The following is a 21030-nucleotide window of genomic DNA, read 5'->3' as shown; positions in this document are numbered from 1 at the left end:
TTTCCTCCTGGATGAACGAACCGCGGAATCGATGCGGGGGAACCGGTTCTAGTCTTGCACTTTTGCGGAATATTTGCCCGCCGGCCGGGGTTGTGAATGAAAGATCCCGGCCGCCGTTGTGCGGCTGGACGATGAGCTGAAGATGAGCAGGGAGGCGAAGATTTGATTCTGGTGAAGGACGTGCATGTGGCGGCAGACCCGGCGGAATTATGGACCATGGCCCTGCAGGAACGAACCAGCCCGGCAGTTCCGGCAGTTCCGGGCGCCCGCCGCAAGGTGACAGTAGACTGGTACGCAATGAGCACCATGGATCCGGCCGTTGCGGCCATGCACGAGGTCGCCGGAAACGGCGCCACGCCCGCGAAGTCACCTGCTGCCGGCCCCGCCGGCGCACTCCCCGAACCTGCCCCGGAAGCTGGGGCGGTGCCGGAGTCCGGCTCCGCCGCAGGCACTGACGCGCCAGGGGCTGACGGCGCGGGGACAGCTGCCGTGCAGGATGCTGCCGCCCGGGAGACGATCGTGGACGGGCAGGCCCTGGACGTGGCGACGGAAACCACGGAGGAACGCCGGGTACGGTTCGAGCGCGACGCGATGCAGTACGTCGACCAGCTGTACTCCGCGGCCATGCGAATGGCCAGGAATCCCGCGGATGCCGAGGACCTGGTCCAGGAGGCGTACACGAAGGCGTTCTCCGCGTTCCACCAGTACAAGCCGGGCACCAACCTCAAAGCCTGGCTGTACCGCATCCTGACGAACACCTACATCAACCTCTACCGCAAACGGCAACGTGAGCCGCTGCAGTCGAACTCGGACACGATCGAGGACTGGCAGCTCGCCCGGGCCGAGTCGCACACCTCGTCCGGACTCCGATCGGCGGAGGCCGAGGCGCTGGACCACCTGCCGGACTCCGACGTGAAGCGCGCCCTGCAGGCCATCCCCGAGGAATTCCGGCTGGCGGTCTACTTCGCCGACGTCGAGGGATTCGCGTACAAGGAAATTTCAGACATCATGAACACCCCGATCGGGACCGTCATGTCCCGCCTGCACCGGGGCCGGAAGATGCTGCGGGACATGCTCGCCGACTACGCCGCCGAGCGGGGATTCAGGGCCGCCGATGCCACAGCGGCGGCAGGAAGCAACAAACAGGAGAACAGGAAATGAGCGACTGCCAGGGACTGGGCGATTGCGACGACGCCCGGATGCAACGTATCTACGAGTATCTGGATGGTGCCCTCACGCACGATGACATCGCCGAGATCAAGGACCACCTGGACGGGTGCCCGGAATGCTTTGAGCAGTACGACCTCGAATGCGTCATCCGCGTCATGGTGAAGCGCTCCTGCACCGAGGCTGCCCCGGAGAATCTCAAGAACTCGATCCTGGACCGGATTCACTCCAGCTCGGTCGAGGCCTGACCCGGGGGACACCGCGGCGTTACGCCAGGCAAAACGAATGACCCCGGAAACCGTGAGGTTTCCGGGGTCATTCGTTTAAAGCTGTTATTCCAAGCTTTGCTTAGGCGTTGGGGCGCTTGCCGTGGTTCGCGCCGCCACGCTTACGGTCACGACGTTTACGTGCACGCTTGCTCATAGCTGGCCTCCTTAATTTTTGGTACTCAAAAGAGCTGCCCTCAAGTCTCCCACATCAGGACACCCGCCGCGAACCGGCGGGGCGGGGGTGCCACAGGCGGCAATCACAGCGCGAATCATTCCAGCGAGTTGCGAATGGAGATCCGTGCCTGGTCCAGCACCGTCTTGACCGTCTCCAGCGTCACGGGAGTAATCGGATGCCGGCCGCCGTGCCGGCGCAGTTCGACGCGGATGTCATCGCGGAACGCCTGCACCAGCATCTCGGCTTCACGCAGCCTGCTGTCGCCCTCCTGCGAGTAGCGCTGGCCCGCGAGTGAGGCGACGGTGGATCCGGCCGCACGGGCGGAGGAACGCGCGGCCTCGGCCGTGGCGGCCAGATCGGCCCGCAGACCCCGCATGTTGGCCTTGATGTCGTGCCGCAGGTTGTCCGCGAGCCGCCGGACTGATGCGGAGATGTCATTTTCGACGTCGGCGAGTTCGTCCCGCCGGCTGTTCAGCTCCACGAGCCCCGCCGGGGTGATGCTGTAGTAGGTCCGGCGCCCCTCGGTGTGGGTTGCCACGAGCCCCTCCTCCTCGAGCTTGCCCAGCCGCGGATAGATGGTTCCGGCGCTGGGGGAGTAGGTGCCGCCGAAGCGTGCGCTGAGGGCCTTGATGAGTTCGTAGCCGTGCTTCGGGCCAGACTCCAGCAGCGCGAGCAGGTACAGGCGCAGCGCCCCGTGGGCAAAGACCGGAGGCATCAGGGCCCCGTCGGGGTATCAGTGCCGGGCTGGCCGTGGAATATCGACGTCCTGCCCGAGACGGAGTTGGTGCGGACCAGCATGAGTTGCGCGTCAGGACCGGCTATGGTCTGCACGGTGCCGCTGGGCTGGTTGTATCTCAGGTCGTCAATCACGACGGCGCCGCTGGCGGACTTGGCAATGATGTCCACGCCGACGTCGTGCGGGAGGCGGATGGTGACATCGCCCGAGACCGCGTTGGCGCCGAAGTCTTGGGTAAAGCCGTGCAGGTCAAAGCTCAGGTCCCCGCTGACGGTGTTGGCGCGGATGTGGCTGAAATCGCCGGAGGCCGTGATCTCGCCGGAGACGCTCTTGGCCGTCAGCACGCCGTGGTGGTTGCGTGCGATCACTTCGCCGCTGACGGTGTTGACGGACAGGTCCCCGGAGGTGCCGTCGGCCAGGACGGAACCGGACACCGTGTTCAGCCGGGTGCGCCCGCTGATCCCGGAGACCATGCCATCGCCGCTGACCGTGCCGGCCTCAACCTCGACGCCGGCGGGAAGGGCGATGCTGATGACCACCGAGTTGCTGCTGCTGTTGTTGACGGTTCCCATGAGGTTCTTGAACCAGCCCTGCGGCCCGTGCAGCTGGTGCCGGACCTCGAGACGGCCGTCGACGAGGCTGATCGCCAGCGGGTCGCCGTGCACATCGGACACTTCGATCCGGGTGACGGCCTCATCGTGGGTGACGATGTCGAAGCGGCCGCGGACGATGCCCAGCTTGATCGAGCTGACGCCATCGACGTCGATGGTCTGCGGACCGGTGACGGTCCAGTTGTTCTCTGTCATGGTTCCTCCGGGCGGGCGACACTTCATACTGATCATTGCGATATATCGTGACTATGAAGTCACGATATATCGCCGGATTTGCTCAGTCAAGATATATCGCGAAGATCCCGGGCGGCGGTAGCCGCGCATGCTACTCCGGGGCGTCGATTCTCAGCCACTGGAACCAGCCGCGGTGCAGCACGAGCCAGGCCACCAGCCCGTAGCCGGCCTGGCCGGGGGTGCCGCCGTTGGCGGCGAGGTCCTGGCGCCACTGCTCGTGGTTCAGCAGGGGGGAGAAGGTGTCGACGTAGAGGTGTTTGCGCCGCGTGGTGACGTCGGCGAAAGCGGTGTTGAGCTCACCGAGCCGGCGGTTCTGGGTCGGGTCCAGGGTCGGCGGCGGGCCGACGACGAAGACCTCGATCTTGTTCTGCGACGCGGTGTCGAGGATGTTGGCGAGGTTGAGCCGGCTGCGGGCCGTGGAGAGCCCGAACTCGACATCGCGTCCGGAGAGCCCGATCACCAGACGGTTCTCGTGGTGGTCGTTGAAGCGCCGGCCGGCTTCCTGGAACCAGCGTGCGGCCAGGCCTTCCGTGCCTTCCTGCGGGCAGGGGAGGGAGTAGCACTCCAGGGAGAGCCCGTCCTGCGGCGTGCGCGCCAGCACCCGCCCCAGCCAGCCCAGCGCGCGGGGATCACCCAGCCCGGCCAGCATTTCATCGCCCACGGCTGCGATCCGCAGCTTTCGATCTTCCACGACTACCTCTTCACTCCAGAGCGTCCATTATCCCGTCCCCACCATCGAAGATGGCGCGGGACAAGGCCGGTTAAACAACGGTGCCCGGCCGGAGTTGCGTGTGTACATCTCCGGCCGGGCAGCGCTGACCTTACTTACGTGCGAATGCCTGCTTGAGCAGCGCGTCCTGCTCCGCCGCGTGGCGTTTCATCGATCCTGCCGCGGTGGAAGCCGAAGCGGCGCGGGAAACGAGGCGGACCCTGCGGTCCAGGGCGTCCGGAAGGTTAAGGCCGATGAACGGCCACGGACCCTGGTTGGCGGGCTCGTCCTGTGCCCAAACAACTTCGGCGTTCGGGTACTTGGCAAGCTCGGTGGCGATCTCGGCGGCGGGCAGCGGGTAAAGCTGCTCAACCCGGACGATCGCCGTCGTCTTGTCTCCGGTCTTCTGCCGGGTGGACAGCAGGTCGTAGTACAGCCGGCCGGACACCAGCAGGACACGCTCGACGGCGTCGCCCTGCAGCTGCTCGTGCTCGGGGATGACCGTCTGGAAGGTGCCGGCGGTGAAGTCCTCCACCGACGACGCAGCGGCCTTGAGGCGGAGCAGCTGCTTCGGCGTGAAGATGATCAGCGGCTTGCGCGGCCGGCTGTACGCCTGGCGGCGCAGCAGGTGGAAGTGCGACGCCGAGGTCGTGGGGTTGGCCACGATCATGTTCTCTTCGGCGCACATCTGCAGGAAGCGCTCGATCCGGGCGGACGAGTGGTCCGGTCCCTGGCCCTCGTAGCCGTGCGGCAGCATCAGCACCAGCGAGGAGCGCTGGCCCCACTTCTGCTCGGCCGAGGAGATGAACTCATCGATGATGGTCTGCGCGCCGTTGACGAAGTCACCGAACTGCGCCTCCCAGAGCACCAGGGCATCCGGGCGTTCCACCGAGTAGCCGTATTCGAAGCCCATGGCCGCGTATTCCGACAGCAGGGAGTCGTAGATCCACAGCTTTGCCTGGTCCTCGGAGAGGTGGGCCAGGGGCAGCCACTCGTCGCCGTTGGCGCGGTCGTGGAAGACGGCGTGGCGCTGCACGAACGTGCCGCGGCGCGAGTCCTGGCCGGCGAGCCGGACGGGAACGCCTTCCATGATGAGCGAACCGAAGGCGGCCAGCTCGCCGAAGCCCCAGTCGATGCCGCCTTCGCGGGACATCACTTCACGTTTCTCCAGCAGCTGCTTGAGCTTGGCGTGGACCGTGAAGCCCTCGGGGATGTCGACGTGCGCCTTGCCGATGCGCGCCAGGGTCTCGGCGGAGATCGCCGTCGAGGCCGGTGCGCTGATGCCGGAATCGGTCTGCTGAGCCATCGGGCGCTCCAGATCGGACACCGCGGCGGAATCCGCCTTGATGATCGGAATCGGGGAGGTCTGCGCAGCGTGGGTCTCTGCGAAGACCCGCTCCAGCCGTTCCTGGTAGTCGCGCAGCAGCTGTTCGGCTTCTTCCTCGGTGATGTCTCCGCGGCCGATCAGGGATTCGGTGTACAGCTTGCGGACCGAGCGCTTGGCTTCGATCAGGTTGTACATCAGCGGCTGGGTCATCGAGGGGTCGTCGCCCTCGTTATGGCCGCGGCGGCGGTAGCAGACCATGTCGATGACAACGTCCTTGTGGAACCGCTGGCGGAACTCATAGGCGAGCTGCCCGATGCGGACCACAGCTTCCGGGTCATCACCGTTCACGTGGAACACCGGCGCCTGGATCATCTTGGCGACGTCAGTGGAGTAGGTGGACGAACGGGACGACGACGGGGCGGTGGTGAAGCCGACCTGGTTGTTGACCACGATGTGGATGGTGCCGCCGGTGCGGTAGCCGCGCAGCTGGGAGAGGTTCAGCGTTTCCGCCACAACGCCCTGGCCGGCGAAAGCGGCGTCGCCGTGCACCATGATCGGCAGCACGGGGAAGGCTTCGCCCTGGTCGAGGCGGTCCTGCTTGGCGCGGACGATGCCTTCGAGGACGGAGTCCACAGCTTCGAGGTGGGACGGGTTGGCGGCGAGGTAGACCTTGGTCTCCTTGCCGTTGTCCGAGGTGAAGGTGCCCTCGGTGCCGAGGTGGTACTTCACGTCGCCGGAGCCCTGCACGGAGCGCGGGTCCTGGGTGCCTTCGAATTCGCGGAAGACCTGGGCGTAGGTCTTGCCGGCAATGTTCGTGAGCACGTTGAGCCGGCCGCGGTGGGCCATGCCGATCGCCACTTCGTCGAGTTCGTCGTCGGCCGCATCGGAGATGATGGCGTCCAGCAGCGGGATCAGGGATTCGCCGCCCTCAAGCGAGAAGCGCTTCTGGCCGACGAACTTCGTCTGCAGGAAGGTCTCGAAGGCCTCGGCCGCGTTGAGCTTGGAGACGATGCGGAGCTGCTCGTCGCGGCTCGGCTTGGAGTACGGGTGCTCGATCTGGTCCTGGAACCACTTGCGTTCCTCCGGGTCCTGGATGTGCATGTATTCGATGCCCGTGGTGCGGCAGTAGGCATCGCGGAGCACGCCGAGGATGTCACGGAAGGCGAGCATCGGCTTGCCGCCGAAGCCGCCCGTGGGCCACTCGCGGTCCAGGTCCCACAGCGTGAGGCCGTAGGTGAGGACGTCGAGGTCCGGGTGCTTGCGCTGCACGTACTCGAGCGGATCGGTGTCCGCCATGAGATGGCCGCGGACGCGGTAGGCGTGGATGAGCTGCTGGATCCGGGCGACCTTGTTGATCTCGTCGGCCGGGTCCACCTGCAGGTCCGGGCTCCAGCGCACGGGCTCGTACGGGATGCGCAGGGACTCGAAGATCTCGTCGTAGAAGTTCTGCGCGCCCAGCATGAGCTGGTGCACGAGCTTCAGGAACTCTCCGCTGCCGGCACCCTGGATGACGCGGTGGTCATAGGTGGAGGTCAGGGTGAGGACCTTGCTGATGGCGTTGTGCGCGATGATCTTCGCGCTGGCCCCCTGGAATTCTGCCGGGTAGTCCAGTGCGCCGACGCCGATGATGGCGGCCTGGCCCTTGGACAGGCGCGGCACCGAGTGCACGGTTCCGATGCCGCCGGGGTTGGTCAGCGAGACCGTGGTGCCGGAGTGGTCATCGGCGGTCAGCTTGCCGGCGCGGGCACGCTTGATCAGGTCCTCGTAGGTGTGCCAGAACTCGGAGAAGTTGAGGGTCTCCGCCTTCTTGATGTTGGGCACCATCAGCAGGCGGGAGCCGTCGGGCTTCGGCATGTCGATGGCGATGCCGAAGTTCACGTGCGCCGGCTGGACCGCGACAGGCTTGCCGTCGACCTCGTCGTAGTAGACGTTCATCGACGGGAACTGGGCCAGGGCGCGGATGACGGCGTAGCCGATCAGGTGCGTGAAGGACACCTTGCCGCCGCGGGCACGGGCCAGGTTGGAGTTGATGACCACGCGGTTGTCGATCAGCAGCTTCGCCGGGATCGCCCGCACGCTGGTGGCGGTCGGGACCTCCAGGCTCGTGATCATGTTGGTGGCGATGGCCTTGGCCGGGCCGCGGAGGACGGAAACGACGTCTTCCTCGGGGGCGGTCGGGGCCTTGATGTTCTTGGGGAGCTGGGCAGGGATCGGTGCCGTGCCGGGGCCGGCTTCCGAGGTCTTGGAGCCATCGCGGGCCACGGTGGCCGGGGCCTTCTTCGCCGCGGCAGGGGCGGCGGCAGGCGCCGCGGGGGCAGCAGCAGGGGCGGGCGCGGCCGGCTGCGTTGCCGTCGCGGCAGCCGGGGCTACTACGGGAAGTTCGCGGGTGGCGGGGTGCGCAACTGTCGCTGCGCCTGAGGCTCCGTTGGTGGAAGAACTGTCTCCGGCATCGAAGGATTCGAACAAGGGCCACCATTTGGCATCCACCGTGTTCTTGTCCTGCTGATACCGCTCGTACAGTTCGTCAACGAGCCACTCGTTTCCGCCAAATTCCTCTGGTAGACGGTGGCTAGGCTGCTCTGGCACTTGAATTACGCCTCTTCCATGAGTTTGATTCCCACTGGTTTCGCGGTGCCGTAGCACGCCAATTGAACCAGTCTCCGCGTCCAGTGAACCCAGACCCATGCCAGTCTAGTGACGATTCTTGCCAAACCGCCAATAAGGGTGACTCAAATCATCAAGTCGTCTCAACGCGCCGTCACGGCGCCCCATTTGGCGGTCCGGAGGCCTGCCGGAGCCGCCGCCCGGACAGGTGCCGGACCGGTGCCGGAGCCGGCGGGAAGCCTCGCTAGAATCACACTGAGAACCCGTTGAGCACCGGAATGCCTATTTAAGGAGCAACCGTGCGTTTCCTGACCGATCCCACCACCGACCTGACCTATTCGGACCTCTTTCTTGTTCCGTCCCGTTCCGATGTCACCTCCCGGCTGGATGTGGACCTGGCGGCGGACGACGGGACCGGCTCCGCCATTCCCCTCGTCGCGGCCAACATGACGGCGGTGACCGGCAAGCGGATGGCCGAGACCATGGCCCGGCGCGGCGGGCTGGCGGTCCTGCCGCAGGACGTGCCGCTGGACGTCATCCGGGACGTCACGGCCTGGATCAAGACCCGCCACACCGTCCTGGAAACCCCGGTCACGCTGTCACCGGCCGACACAGTCATTGATGCCCTGCACCTGATGGGCAAGCGTCCGCACGGGGCGATCATGGTCGTGGATGACTCGGGTGCCGTGACCGGCGTCGTCCGGGCCTCGGACTGCGAGGGCCAGGACCGGTTCGCCTCGCTCGCCTCGGTGATGCGCCACCAGCCGCTGGTACTGGATGCGGCGCTGCTGGAAGACTCGCCCGACGGCAGCGGAGCAGGCGCCGGATCGGGGGCCGGCCTGCGCCGGGCCTTCGACGCGATGGACGCCGCCGGCACCGACTTTGTCCCCGTGCAGCGGGACGGCGTCCTGGCCGGAGTCCTCACGCGGAAGGGCGCCCTCCGCTCCACGCTGTACCGGCCCTCGCTGGATGCAGCCGGCCGGCTCAAGGTGGCCGCCGCCGTCGGAATCAACGGCGATGTCGCCCGGCGTGCCTCGGAACTCCTCGCCGCCGGGGTGAACGTGCTGGTCCTCGACACCGCACACGGCCACCAGCAGAAGATGTTTGACGCCCTGGCCGCGGTGAAAGCCCTTGCTCCCGGCGTTCCGGTCGTGGCAGGGAACGTGGTCACAGCGGAGGCAACGCGCGAACTCATCCAGGCCGGCGCGGACATCGTCAAGGTCGGCGTGGGTCCCGGGGCCATGTGCACCACGCGCATGATGACGGCCGTGGGCCGGCCGCAGTTCTCCGCTGTCCTTGAGTGCTCGGCTGCCGCTCGGGCTGCAGGCGGGCGCGTCTGGGCCGACGGAGGAGTCCGCTACCCCCGCGACGTCGCGCTGGCCCTGGCCGCCGGCGCCAGTCAGGTGATGATCGGGTCCTGGTTCGCCGGCACGCACGAGAGCCCCGGAGATCTGCAGCAGGACGCCGCCGGGCGGCAGTTCAAGGAAAGCTTCGGCATGGCGTCCGCGCGAGCCGTGCAGAACCGCAACCAGCGCGAGGGCGCCTTCGAAAAGGACCGCAAGGCCCTCTTCGAGGAAGGCATCTCCACCTCCCGGATGTTTATCGATCCGGCGCGGCCCGGCGTCGAGGACCTGCTGGACATGATCACGGCCGGGCTTCGCAGCTCGATGAGCTATGCCGGCGCTGCGGACCTCGCGCAGTTCCGGGAACGCGCTGTCGCGGGAATCCAGTCCGCGGCCGGGTATCAGGAAGGCCGTCCGGTCCCGCAAAGCTGGTGAGCTGCACCGCTGGCGGAAGCGGCCGCCGTCGGGCATCACCTGCGGTGTCACGACGGCGGCCGGCGCCTGGCGCTCCTGTAGACTGAAACTCTTATGGACAGTAAATCTAGGTGCCGGCCTGGGGGCTGTCAGCGGGGAATGGAAACCCTTCCCGCGCAGTCCACCCGAAGAGCCGGCAAACCCCGTTCACGTGCCCATCATTCTCCGGCGGCACACCAGCGACGTGCCTTTCAGAAAACAGGGTCCTTCCAGGAAACAGGGTCGGCCTCGGCTGACCATCCTCCGCCGGGCAGCCCGTTCCGGCACCCGGACACCCGATACGCCGGCAGCCGGGCATCACGCCGCCCCGCCGGCCCGGAAGCAGGCCGCTAAATGGAGTGGCTTCTTCTCGGAGCAGGCCTGCTGCTCATCCTTGGAACCGGCTTCTTCGTAGCCGTTGAATTTTCCCTCGTGGCCCTCGACCAGGCCACGGTCCAGCGGGCGGTGGATGACGGCGATACTGCCGCCGCGCCCCTGCTCAAATGCCTCAAGTCCCTGTCCACGCAGCTCTCCAGCTGCCAGCTGGGCATCACCATCACCACCCTGCTCACCGGCTACGTCATGGAGCCATCGGTGGGCAAACTGCTCGAAGGCCCGCTGGGCGCCCTTGGCCTGCCGGAAGCCGCAGTTTCCTCCGTCTCGCTGGTCCTGGCGATGGCCTTTGCGACCCTCCTGTCCATGCTGATCGGCGAGCTGGTCCCTAAGAACATGGCCATTGCGCTGTCGTTCCAGGTCGGCAAGGCCCTGGCCCGCCCGCAGCTGATCTTTACGGCAATCTTCAAACCCGCCATTGTGGTGCTCAACGGCTTCTCCAACAAGGTGCTCAATCTCTTCGGCCTGGAGGCCAAGGAAGAGATATCGGGTGCGCGGACTCCGGCCGAGCTGGCCTCCCTTGTGCGCCGTTCGGCGGCGATGGGTACCCTCGACGCCGGGACTGCCAACTTCATCGCCCGGACCCTCAAGTTCTCGGGCCGGACGGCGGCGGACGTCATGACGCCCCGCATCCGGGTCGAGACCATCGACGGCGACCAGCCGGTCTCCGACATTGTGGAGGCCGCACGCCGCACCGGTTATTCGCGCTTCCCGGTCATCGGGGAATCCTCGGACGACATCCGCGGCGTGGTGCACATCAAGAAGGCCATCGCCGTTCCCTCGGACCGGCGCGCCAAGCTGGAAGCCGGCGCCATCATGACCGACGTGCTCCGGGTTCCGGAAACCATTCACCTGGACGCCCTGCTGGCTGAATTGCGCGAAGGCAACCTGCAGCTGGCCGTGGTCCTGGATGAGTACGGCGGCACCGCCGGCATCGCCACCCTGGAGGACCTCGTGGAGGAAATCGTGGGGGAAGTGGCCGATGAACACGACAAGGTACGCCCGGGACTGCTGCAGAGCGCTTCGGGGGACTGGTACTTCCCGGGCCTGCTGCGCCCCGATGAGCTCTCCGAACAGATCCCGGGCCTGACCGTGCCCGACGAGTCTGCCTACGAAACGGTGGGAGGCTACGTCATGAGCAAGTTGGGCCGGATCGCAGCGGTGGGGGACACCGTCGACGTCGCCGGCGGCACCCTGGCCGTCACCCGCATGGACGGACGCAGGATTGACCGGATCTGCTTCAAACCCGTCCGGGTGCACCACGAGGAGCTCTCCCGCGGCCAGGTCGGTGCCGCATGAGCGACTGGGCCGGCATTCTCTGGCTGGTGGTGCTGCTGCTCGGCAACGCGTTCTTTGTGGGTGCGGAATTCGCGGTCATGTCCGCCCGCCGGAGCCAGATCGAGCCGCTTGCCGAGGCAGGATCCAAGCGCGCGCAAACCACTTTGCGCGCCATGGAAAACGTCTCGCTGATGCTCGCGTGCGCGCAGCTCGGGATCACCGTCTGCTCGCTGCTGATCCTGCAGGTGGCCGAACCGGCGATCCACCACTTGATGGCCGTGCCGCTGGAGGCGGTCGGCATCCCGGTGGAAATTGCCGACATTGTGGCCTTCGCCGTCGCGCTGCTGCTGGTCACCTTCCTGCACGTCACCATCGGCGAGATGGTCCCGAAGAACATTTCGGTCTCCGTGGCGGACAAGGCGGCGCTGCTGCTGGCCCCGCCGCTGATGTTCATCGCCCGGCTGGTGAAGCCGGTGATCGTGGCGCTCAACTGGTCCGCGAACCACATCCTGAAACTGATGCGGATTGAGCCGAAGGATGAGGTCACCTCCTCCTTTACGCTCGAGGAAGTGCAGTCGATCGTGCAGGAATCCACCCGCCACGGGCTCGTGGACGACGACGCCGGACTCATCACCGGTGCGTTGGAGTTCTCTGAACACACCGCGTCCGACGTGATGGTCCCGCTCGACAAGCTCGTCATGATGAAATCGAACACCACCCCGGTGGAGTTCGAGAAGGCCGTGAGCCGCACCGGGTTCTCCCGCTTCCCGATGCTTGACGACGACGGGATGCTGTCCGGCTACCTGCACATCAAGGACGTGCTCTCCATCCCCGACGCGGCGTACCACCAGCCGATTGCGGAGAGCCACATCCGGTCCTTGGCTAACCTGGCGATGGACGACGAGATCGAGAAGGCCATGTCCGTCATGCAGCGGACCGGATCGCACCTGGCCCGCGTGATCGGCCCGGACGGTCTCACCCAGGGCGTCCTGTTCCTGGAAGACGTCATCGAGCAGCTCGTCGGCGAGATCCGGGATGCCACCCAGGCCACCGGCTACCGGAGACTCGGCCAGGACCAGTAGCTGCCGGTGTATCCCTAAATAGGAATCATTCCTATTTAGGGATACACTCGAGCTATTGCTCCTGATTCTCAATAACAGATCCGAGGTTTCCCGTGCACCGTCCTGCTGCCCGTGCCATCGTCGCTGCCCTTGCTGGCGCCACCCTGCTGCTGACCGCCTGCGCCCCGACCTCGGGAAGTTCACCGGACGGTGCCGGCGAGGGAACCGTCGAGGTCGTGGCCTCCACCAGCGTCTACGGGGACATCGTCAGCACGATCGGCGCAGACAAGGTGCGCGTCAATTCCATCATCACGCGCACCAGCCAGGACCCGCACTCCTACGAGGCCACCACGCAGGACAAGCTGGCGGTCTCAAAAGCCGAGTTGGTGGTCGAAAACGGCGGTGGTTACGACAGTTTCCTCCACAAGCTCGTGGACGACACGGGACTGGACCACGGCAATGTGCTCAATGCCGTGGAGCTTTCCGGGCTGGCCCCGGAAGAGACTGCAGGCGCGTCCACCGACGCCGACGGCCACGGACATGAACATGCCGGCTTCAACGAACACGTCTGGTACAGCCTGCCGGCCATGGCCCGGCTGGCTGACGCCGTCGCGGCCAAGCTCGGCGAGCTCGAGCCGTCCTCCGCCGAGACCTTCCGCAGCAACGCCGCGGCCTTCAAGGAGTCGCTCGGCAGCCTCGAAGCCGAGCTGGCGGAAATCAAGGCCACCGCCGGTGCGGCGCCTGTTGCCGTGACGGAACCGGTGCCGCTCTACCTGCTCGATGCCGCGGGCCTGGAAAACCAGACCCCGGACGATTACACCGCCGCGATCGAAGAAGACACCGACGTCCCGCCCGCCGCGCTCAAGGCGACCACCGACCTGATGGGGTCGGGCAGCATCAGGCTGCTGGCCTACAACCAGCAGACCGAAGGCCCGCAAACGCTTGCCGTCAAGGACGCGGCAGCAGCTGCCGGGGTCCCGGTGGTGAACTTCAGCGAGACTCTGCCCGAGGGCAAGTCCTACCTGCAATGGATGACAGACAACGTCGACAACATCGGCAAGGCACTGGCCTAAGATTAGCGGGACAGCGTGACCTGACTGCTTAGCAGGACCGACCAGCCAGGCAGCCCTGCCAGACCGTCCAGCCAGACACTCCTGGCGCAGAGTGCGAGCCAGAGGCTTGTGCAGAATTCGAGGAAATCCAAGTTGACACCCGTAGTGAGCCTCCGTGGAGCCTCCCTCGCGTTCGGTAAACGCACGCTGTGGGAGGGCCTGGATCTGGACATTAACCCGGGTGAATTCTTCGCTGTACTCGGCCCCAACGGCAGCGGGAAAACGACGTTCCTCAAGGTGTTGCTGGGACTGCAGGAGCTGAGCTCCGGCTCGGCGACGCTCGCCGGCCGGCCCGTGGAGCGGGGCAACCGGGGGATCGGCTATGTCCCGCAGCAGAAGTCCTTCGACCCCGACACGCCGCTGCGCGCCCGCGACCTCGTGGGGCTCGGCGTCGACGGCCACCGCTGGGGGCTCCGGCTCGGCGGGGCGAAAGTGAACCGCAGAATCGATGAGCTGCTCGAGTTGGTGGGAGCTGCCGATTACGCAAAGGTCCCCGTCGGCCAGCTGTCCGGCGGCGAGCAGCAGCGGTTGCGGGTGGCGCAGGCTCTGGCCGCCGACCCCAAGGTGCTGCTCTGCGACGAACCCCTGCTGTCCCTGGACCTGCAGCACCAGCAGGCGGTCAGTGCCCTGATCAACAGGCAATGCCACGACCAGGACAGTGCCGTGGTGTTCGTAACGCACGAGATCAACCCGATCATGGACTATGTGGACCGGGTGTTGTACCTGGCCGGCGGACGGTTCCGGGTGGGCCCGCCGGAGGAAGTCATGACCACGGAAGTCCTGTCCGATCTATACGGCAGTCACGTCGAAGTGATCAACGCCAACGGACGGCTGATCGTCGTCGGACTGCCGGATGCCACGACGCATCACCACGAGGACGCCCACGCGGTGGCGGGGGAGACGGGCTAAATGGACCTGGACAGCCTCCTCAATTCAATCTTCAACTTCGAAAACTACGGCGAGTTGCTTGCGCTGGTGCAGAACTCCCTCTGGGCGGGAGCGGTGCTGGGGCTGCTCGGCGGGCTGATCGGAACGTTCGTGATGAAGCGGGACCTGGCCTTCGCCGTCCATGGGATCTCGGAACTCTCGTTTGCCGGCGCGGCCTTTGCCCTGCTGATCGGGGCGGACATCGTCCTGGGCTCCCTGGTGGGATCCGTCGTGGCGGCGCTGCTGCTGGGTCTGCTGGGCGTCCGCGCGCGGGACAAGAACTCGATCATTGGCGTCATCATGCCCTTCGGGTTGGGCCTGGGCATCCTCTTCCTCTCCCTGTACGAGGGGCGCGCCGCCAACAAGTTCGGCCTGCTCACCGGTCAGATCGTTTCGGTCGGAACCGTCCAGCTCCAGGTGCTGGCGGTCGCCGCCGTCGTGGTGATGATTGCGCTGGTGGCGATCTGGCGTCCGCTCACCTTTGCCAGCGTGGACCCCGACGTCGCGTCCGCCCGCGGGGTGCCCGTGCGGGCACTGGCCATCGGGTTCATGCTGCTCCTCGGCGTCAGCGTGGCACTCTCCATCCAGATTGTTGGCGCCCTGCTGGTGCTGGCGCTGCTGATCACTCCCGCGGCGGCGGCCATGCGGGTGACGTCTTCACCCCGGCTGGTGGTGATCCTCAGTGTGGTGTTCGCCATGACGGCCACCGTCGGCGGCATCCTGCTGGCCCTCGGCGGACGGATTCCGATCAGCCCCTACGTCACCACGCTGTCCTTCCTGATCTACGTCGTCTGCCGGGTGATCGGCGGAATCCGGGCCAAGCGCGGCCTGAACGGCCGGGTGCTGCGCGGCGCGGAGCTGCCGGCCACCTGACTGGCCCCGCCTCGATGAATTAGTTGCATCACTGCAAGTATGCATTTGTGCAATCCTTGCAGTCGTTCAAATATTTAACACATGGCTACCGCTGCTTCGCTGCCCCTGCGTGAGCGCAAAAAGGCCGAGACCTGGACGGCCCTCCATGAGGCGGCCGCATCCCTTGCCCTGCAGCACGGCGTCGACCAGACCACAGTGGAGGCCATCGCCTCCAGTGCCGGCGTCTCCGCACGGACCTTCTTCAACTATTTCCAGGTCAAGGAAGACGCGATTCTGGGGTTGCGTGAACCTGTCCTGGACGAGGAACAGCTTTCCCGGATCTCCACCACCGCCGACGATTTGGTCCGGCAGGTTTCGCGACTGCTCGTGACCGTCGCCGGGACGGCGATCGGGGGCACCGACCGCGCCCGGCGCCGCCAGCTGATTGCGCACTATCCCCAACTGGGACGGCGCCATATGGATTACATGGTCAAGGCTGAGAGCCTCGTCTGCCAGGGCATCTCCGACGTACTTGCCCAGGATCCCGCCTGGGCGGCCGGCGCCGAAGGCTTCAGCCTGGAGGAAGCCGCGCGCATGCTGGTCATGATCGCCGGAGTCCCCATCCGCTTCGATCTCACCTCCCCCGATTTTGACCCCGTCGAGGGCATCTCCCCGGAGACCCTCGGGCCGTCGCTGGGCCTGCTCCACCATTTACTAAGGAAGATTTCATGACCAAGCACGCAGTCCCCGCCGCGGCACCGGCCGAAGGCAAGCAGCGCATGGTGCTGCTCTTCGTGGGCCTGATGCTCTCGATGCTCCTGGCGGCCCTGAACCAGACCGTGCTCAGCACGGCCCTGCCCACCATCGTGGGCGAACTCCACGGCATCAGCGACATGCTCTGGGTCATCACCGCGTTCATTCTCGCCTCCACCATCACCATGCCCATCTACGGCAAACTCGGTGACCTGATGGGACGCAAGGCCCTCCTGATGGCCGCCATCATCCTGTTCATGATCGGGTCCGTCATCGGCGGCCTGGCAAACGACATGGGTGTGCTGATCACCGCCCGGGTGGTCCAGGGACTTGGCGGCGGCGGTTTGATGATCCTGTCGCAGGCCGTCATCGCCGACGTCCTACCGGCCCGTGAACGCGGCAAATACATGGGGATGATGGGCGGGGTCTTCGCCATTGCTTCCGTAGCCGGTCCACTGCTGGGAGGCTGGTTTACCGAAGGGCCCGGCTGGCGCTGGGTGTTCTGGATCAACATCCCCCTGGGCCTGCTCGCGCTGGCCGGCGCGGTGTTCTTCCTCAAGCTTCCGAAGCACAGCGGCAAGCCGCGCCTGGACCTCGGCGGCATGGTGTTGCTCGCGATCGCAACGACCTGCCTCGTGCTGTTCGCCACCTGGGGCGGCAGCAAGTACGAGTGGAGCGACCCCGTGATCCTGGCGCTGATCGCCGGAACGGTTCTCAGCGCGGTGGCCTTCGTCCTGGTGGAGCGCCGCACGGCCGAGCCGATCATTCCGCTGCACCTGTTCAAGGACCGCAACTTCAATCTTGCGACGGTCGCCGGCCTGCTGATCGGCGTGGCGATGTTCGGCGCCATCGGCTACTTGCCGACCTACCTCCAGATGGCGTTCACCGTCAACGCCACCGAATCCGGGCTACTGATGATCCCGATGATGGGCGCCCTGCTGGTTGCCTCGGTGGTCTCCGGGCAGATGGTCAGCCGCACCGGCCGCTGCAAGTGGATGCCGATCGCCGGCGGCGTGCTGGTCGCGATCGCCCTTGTGCTGCTCTCCACCCTCACGCCGGGAGCGCCGCTCTGGGTAATCTGCGCCTATCTGGCCGTGATGGGCCTGGGCCTGGGGCTGAGCATGCAGATCATGGTGCTCATTGTGCAGAATTCCTTCCCGCTGCGCGAAGTGGGTACCGCAACGGCGTCGAACAACTTTTTCCGGCAGATCGGCGCCACCCTTGGCTCCGCCGTGGTGGGAAGTCTTTTCGCGAGCCGGCTGGCCGACCTGCTCGCCGAGCGTCTCCCGGCCACTGCAACCGGGGGCGGCACGCCGGGGGGATCGAATTCGCTGACTCCGGCAGTGGTCAGCCAGCTGCCTGCGCCGATCAAGGAGGCCATCATTTCCTCCTACAACGACGCGCTGACACCCATCTTTATCTGGATGGTCCCGCTGGCCGTGGTTGCCGGCGTGCTGATGTGCTTCGTCAAGCAAATGCCGCTGGCCACCGCCATTGAGCACGACGTTCTGTCCGAATCCATTTCGGAGGGCAACATCCTGATCACCGCCGACGACGCTGGCGACGCCGACGACGGGGCCCTTGTTCCGGCCAGCAGGGCCAGGAACTAGCCGGCAGCGCGGGCCGTGCAGTCCGGGCACAGCCCGAAGATCTCCACCGTGTGTTCCACCGAGGTGAAGCCGTGCTCGGTTGCCGTCCGTGCTGCCCAGGCCTCGACCGCGGGTGCCTCGACTTCGACGGCCTTGCCGCAACTGCGGCACAACAGGTGGTGGTGATGGCCAGTGACGGCGCAACGCCGGTACACGGCCTCGCCGTCGGCATTCCGCAGGACGTCCACCAGGCCCTCGTCCGCCAGGGACTGCAGAATCCGGTAGGAGGTGGCGAGGGACACCGACGTGCCGCGGTCCTGCAGAATGCGGTGCAGCTCCTGGGTGCTGACGAAGTCCGTCAGCTCGTCGAGGACGGCGCTGACCGCGAGGCGCTGCTTGGTGACACGCTGCTCCTTGGCCGCGGCAGGAGCCGGCACCGTGGCCCGGCTGCCGTCGGCTATGGCGCCTTGGGACATCGTGGAACTCGCTTCACTGTGGTCTCGATACGGGTTGGTGGCAAGGTCCCAGATTACCAGCCGGGCGCGTGGACACCGCCGGTGCGGAACCCTAGGCTGGCCCGATGAAGCTGACGAAGTTCGCGCATGCCTGTGTCCGGCTCGAGAAGGACGGCAAGGTGCTGGTGTTCGATCCGGGGAACTTCTCCGAGACCGACCAGGCCCTCGCCGGTGCCGACGCCGTGCTGATCACCCACGAACATGCCGACCACATCGACGTCGACGCCGCGGCGGCCGCCCTGTTGGCCGGCACGTCCCTGCAGCTGTATGCGCCGGCCGGTGTCGCGGCCCAACTGCGCGACAAGGCGCCCGGCGCCGGGCCGCGGATTCATGCTGTAGCCCCCGGCGAGGACTTCGAGGCGGCAGGGTTCTCCGTCCGGTGTTTTGGCGGGCAGCACGCGCTGATCCATCCGCAGATTCCGGTGGTGGCCAATATCGGCTATCTCGTGGACTCCAACGTCTACCACCCCGGCGATTCCTTCATTGTGCCCGACGGGGTGCAGGTCCGGACGCTGCTGGTGCCGATCCACGCACCCTGGAACAAGGTGGGCGAGGTGGTCGACTTCGTGATTGGAGTCCGCGCCCCGAAGGCCTTCCCGATCCACGACGCCTTGCTCAATGACAACGGACGCGGAATCGTGGAAGGGCATGTGACCCGGTTCGGCGCGAAGTACGGCACCGAATACCGGCACCTCTCCAGCGGGGACAGCGTCGAGGTCTAGGAAACAGGGACGCCTAGTTCGGCCAGGTGCCGGTGGCGAAGAATTCCCGGATGGTGGCTTCGTGCGGTTCGGGGTCCAGGCCCTGGGACTGCAGCCACTCCGGGTTGTAGTAGTTCCCGGCGTAGCGGTCTCCGCCGTCGCACATCAGCGACACGACACTGCCGCGGCGGCCCTCGGCGATCATCTCCGCGATGAGCTGCCAGACGCCCCACAGGTTGGTGCCGGTGGAGGGTCCAGCGTGCAGGCCGGCGTGCTCGAGCAGATGGCGCATCGCTGCCACCGAGGCCGCGTCCGGAACCTGGACCATATGGTCGATGACCGCCGGGATAAAGCTCGGTTCCAGCCGCGCCCGGCCGATTCCCTCGATCCGCGAGGGCTGGCACCCGCCGGCCACAGCCGTGACCCGGGCCGTGCCGGCGGGGTCTACCGTGTCGTGGCGGGGTGCGCCGACGGCAGCGTTGCGGCTTTCCAGCCAGCCCGGGTAAAACGCGGAGTTCTCCGGGTCCACGACGGCGAGTTCCGTGCCATGGCGGTGGTAGCGGAGGTAACGACCGATGGTTGCGCTGGTGCCGCCGGTGCCCGCGCCCACCACGATCCAGCGGGGGATCGGATGCTCTTCCAGGGCAAGCTGGTCGAAGATGGACTCCGCGATGTTGTTGTTGCCCCGCCAGTCCGTGGCCCGCTCCGCGTAGGTGAACTGGTCCATGTAGTGGCCGTAGGTGCGCTCCGCGAGTTCCGCGGCGGCCTCGTAGACTTCCGACGCGTGGTCCACGAGCAGGCAGGAGCCGCCGAACTGTTCGATCAGTGCGATCTTTTCGCGGCTGGTGGTCCGGGCCATCACTGCAATAAATGGCAGCCCCAGCAACTGGGCGAAATAGGCTTCCGACACGGCCGTGCTCCCGCTGGAGGCTTCAACGATGGTGGTGCCTTCGGAGATCCAGCCGTTGACCAGCCCGAAGAGGAACAGCGAGCGGGCCAGGCGGTGCTTCAGGCTGCCGGTCCGGTGCGTTGACTCGTCCTTGAGGTACAGCTGGACGCCCCAGTGCTCGGGAAGCGGGACGGAATACAGGTGGGTGTCTGCGGACCGGTTGTTTTCTGCGTTGATTCTGCGGATGGCCTCGTCGGCCCACACCCTGTCCTGCTGTCGCGCTCTGATCACCGCACCAGCCTACCCGCGGCGGCAGATTGCCATGGATAGAGTTGGCGGATGCAGACCCTCATGGATGTAGCCACCTTGAAGGACCGGTTGGACGGCGCCGGCAACACTGACCGGCGGACCGTGGTGCTGGATGTGCGCTGGGCGCTCGGCGACCCGCACGGCCGGGAACACTATCTCGCCGGACACCTCCCCGGAGCCGTCTTCGTGGACCTCGCCAGCGAACTGGCCGAACCCGCGGACCCCAGCCGCGGCCGGCATCCGCTCCCGAGCCTGGAGCAGTTCCAGGCCTCCGTCCGCTCCTGGGGCGTCAGCAGCGGTGATGTCGTGGTGGCCTACGACGACAGCGGCAACCTGGCCGCTGCCCGGCTCTGGTGGATGCTGCGGAACGCCGGTCTTCCCGAGGTTTACCTGCTCGACGGCGGCCTGGCCGCCTGGCGTGGGGCGGGCTTCGGCGTCGAAAGTGGCGACCGGCAAGCGGCGCCCGGGGACATCGTCCTGACCGGCGGTGCCATGCCCGTGATGGACTCCGATGAGGCTGCCTCCTGGGCCCGGGAAGGAATGCTGCTGGACGCCCGGGCAGGGGAGCGGTACCGGGGCGAATTCGAGCCGGTGGACCCGCGCGCCGGCCATATTCCGGGAGCCGTGAGTGCGCCCACCACAGGAAACCTCGGTGCAGACGGCAGGTTCCTGTCCCCGGCGGCCCTGCGCGAACGCTTCACAGGCCTCGGAGTACGTGCCGACGTCCCCACCGCTGTGTACTGCGGTTCCGGCGTTACGGCGGCCCACGAAATCGCAGCCCTCGAAATCGCCGGATTCCCTGCCGCGCTCTATCCCGGGTCATTCTCGGAGTGGTCCAATAATGCCGCGAACCCAGTGGTGACCGGGGATGCCCCCTACGCGGACGGCACCGCCGCGGACTAAGCGGAGGCCGACGGCGCCACCATCCAGGCGGGGCACCATCCCGACGGGGCACGATCTCGACGGGGCACCATCCAGTCAGGCCGGCGGCGCTTAAGGTTGCTTCTTCAGGATGCGGGTGTT

General features: G+C 66.4%; 19 protein-coding genes. 12 read left to right on the top strand and 7 right to left on the bottom strand.

Features of this window, described 5'->3' with window-relative positions; genetic code table 11:
• Window positions 1–216: 216 nt before the first annotated feature.
• Window positions 217–1161: a sigma-70 family RNA polymerase sigma factor gene (locus AC50YC_RS05940; RefSeq protein ID WP_494952762.1), complete on the top strand. Its 945-nt coding sequence runs from the start codon at window positions 217–219 to the stop codon at window positions 1159–1161.
• Entirely contained in the window at window positions 1158–1415 is a 258-nt protein-coding gene (gene rsrA, locus AC50YC_RS05935; protein WP_354169834.1) for a mycothiol system anti-sigma-R factor, read from the top strand. The genes AC50YC_RS05940 and rsrA overlap by 4 nt, the downstream gene beginning before the upstream one ends.
• 100 nt (window positions 1416–1515) lie before the next feature.
• On the opposite strand, the gene AC50YC_RS05930 is transcribed toward rsrA, so the two are convergent.
• The 5 genes from AC50YC_RS05930 to AC50YC_RS05910 all read right to left on the bottom strand — a co-directional run bounded on the left by AC50YC_RS05930 (window position 1516) and on the right by AC50YC_RS05910 (window position 7814).
• Window positions 1516–1590, bottom strand: a complete 75-nt coding sequence (locus AC50YC_RS05930) for a 50S ribosomal protein bL37 (RefSeq protein WP_104061284.1) — start codon at window positions 1588–1590, stop codon at window positions 1516–1518.
• 115 nt (window positions 1591–1705) lie between these two features.
• Window positions 1706–2326, bottom strand: a complete 621-nt coding sequence (locus tag AC50YC_RS05925; RefSeq protein ID WP_494952648.1) for a PadR family transcriptional regulator — start codon at window positions 2324–2326, stop codon at window positions 1706–1708.
• Window positions 2326–3153, bottom strand: coding sequence for a DUF4097 family beta strand repeat-containing protein (locus AC50YC_RS05920; protein WP_494952647.1), 828 nt, complete (start codon window positions 3151–3153; stop codon window positions 2326–2328). The genes AC50YC_RS05925 and AC50YC_RS05920 overlap by 1 nt, the downstream gene beginning before the upstream one ends.
• Before the next feature lie 130 nt (window positions 3154–3283).
• Window positions 3284–3883: a GDSL-type esterase/lipase family protein gene (locus tag AC50YC_RS05915; protein WP_494952646.1), complete on the bottom strand. Its 600-nt coding sequence runs from the start codon at window positions 3881–3883 to the stop codon at window positions 3284–3286.
• Between the two features lie 130 nt (window positions 3884–4013).
• The gene (locus tag AC50YC_RS05910; protein ID WP_494952645.1) at window positions 4014–7814 is read right to left on the bottom strand and encodes a multifunctional oxoglutarate decarboxylase/oxoglutarate dehydrogenase thiamine pyrophosphate-binding subunit/dihydrolipoyllysine-residue succinyltransferase subunit; all 3801 of its coding nucleotides are present in this window, start codon (window positions 7812–7814) and stop codon (window positions 4014–4016) included.
• Between the two features lie 317 nt (window positions 7815–8131).
• On the opposite strand from AC50YC_RS05910, the gene guaB1 reads away from it, so the two are divergent.
• The 8 genes from guaB1 (at window position 8132) to AC50YC_RS05870 (ending at window position 17614) form a co-directional block, all read left to right on the top strand.
• Complete coding sequence (gene guaB1, locus AC50YC_RS05905; protein WP_494952644.1) at window positions 8132–9610, top strand: GMP reductase; 1479 nt, start codon at window positions 8132–8134, stop codon at window positions 9608–9610.
• A 372-nt stretch (window positions 9611–9982) separates the two neighbouring features.
• Window positions 9983–11320 carry a hemolysin family protein gene (locus tag AC50YC_RS05900; RefSeq protein ID WP_494952643.1) on the top strand — a complete coding sequence of 446 codons (1338 nt, stop codon included), beginning with the start codon at window positions 9983–9985 and terminating at the stop codon, window positions 11318–11320.
• A complete protein-coding gene (locus AC50YC_RS05895) occupies window positions 11317–12381 on the top strand; it encodes a hemolysin family protein (protein WP_354350120.1) in 1065 nt (354 codons plus the stop codon). Before AC50YC_RS05900 ends, AC50YC_RS05895 begins: the two co-directional genes overlap by 4 nt.
• 92 nt (window positions 12382–12473) lie before the next feature.
• Complete coding sequence (locus AC50YC_RS05890) at window positions 12474–13433, top strand: metal ABC transporter solute-binding protein, Zn/Mn family (protein WP_494952642.1); 960 nt, start codon at window positions 12474–12476, stop codon at window positions 13431–13433.
• A 132-nt stretch (window positions 13434–13565) separates the two neighbouring features.
• Complete coding sequence (locus AC50YC_RS05885) at window positions 13566–14381, top strand: metal ABC transporter ATP-binding protein (protein ID WP_494952641.1); 816 nt, start codon at window positions 13566–13568, stop codon at window positions 14379–14381.
• Window positions 14382–15272: a metal ABC transporter permease gene (locus tag AC50YC_RS05880; RefSeq protein ID WP_494952640.1), complete on the top strand. Its 891-nt coding sequence runs from the start codon at window positions 14382–14384 to the stop codon at window positions 15270–15272.
• An 81-nt stretch (window positions 15273–15353) separates the two neighbouring features.
• The gene (locus tag AC50YC_RS05875) at window positions 15354–15983 is read left to right on the top strand and encodes a TetR/AcrR family transcriptional regulator (protein WP_494952639.1); all 630 of its coding nucleotides are present in this window, start codon (window positions 15354–15356) and stop codon (window positions 15981–15983) included.
• Window positions 15980–17614 carry an MDR family MFS transporter gene (locus AC50YC_RS05870; RefSeq protein ID WP_494952638.1) on the top strand — a complete coding sequence of 545 codons (1635 nt, stop codon included), beginning with the start codon at window positions 15980–15982 and terminating at the stop codon, window positions 17612–17614. The genes AC50YC_RS05875 and AC50YC_RS05870 overlap by 4 nt, the downstream gene beginning before the upstream one ends.
• Here AC50YC_RS05870 and AC50YC_RS05865 read toward each other — a convergent pair.
• Window positions 17611–18069 carry a Fur family transcriptional regulator gene (locus AC50YC_RS05865; protein WP_354169860.1) on the bottom strand — a complete coding sequence of 153 codons (459 nt, stop codon included), beginning with the start codon at window positions 18067–18069 and terminating at the stop codon, window positions 17611–17613. The two genes, AC50YC_RS05870 and AC50YC_RS05865, sit on opposite strands and share 4 nt — an antisense overlap.
• A 104-nt stretch (window positions 18070–18173) precedes the next feature.
• Between AC50YC_RS05865 and AC50YC_RS05860 the strand changes: the two genes are divergently transcribed.
• Window positions 18174–18830, top strand: coding sequence for an MBL fold metallo-hydrolase (locus AC50YC_RS05860; protein ID WP_494952637.1), 657 nt, complete (start codon window positions 18174–18176; stop codon window positions 18828–18830).
• A 13-nt stretch (window positions 18831–18843) separates the two neighbouring features.
• On the opposite strand, the gene AC50YC_RS05855 is transcribed toward AC50YC_RS05860, so the two are convergent.
• On the bottom strand, window positions 18844–19989 hold the full coding sequence (locus AC50YC_RS05855; RefSeq protein ID WP_494952636.1) for a PLP-dependent cysteine synthase family protein: 1146 nt from the start codon (window positions 19987–19989) through the stop codon (window positions 18844–18846).
• Window positions 19990–20037: 48 nt separating this feature from the next.
• Between AC50YC_RS05855 and AC50YC_RS05850 the strand changes: the two genes are divergently transcribed.
• Window positions 20038–20910: a sulfurtransferase gene (locus AC50YC_RS05850; protein WP_494952635.1), complete on the top strand. Its 873-nt coding sequence runs from the start codon at window positions 20038–20040 to the stop codon at window positions 20908–20910.
• Window positions 20911–21030: the final 120 nt, after the last annotated feature.

The organism is Pseudarthrobacter sp. MDT1-56, assembly GCF_059383555.1.
This window is presented reverse-complemented; position numbering and strand designations above follow the sequence as displayed.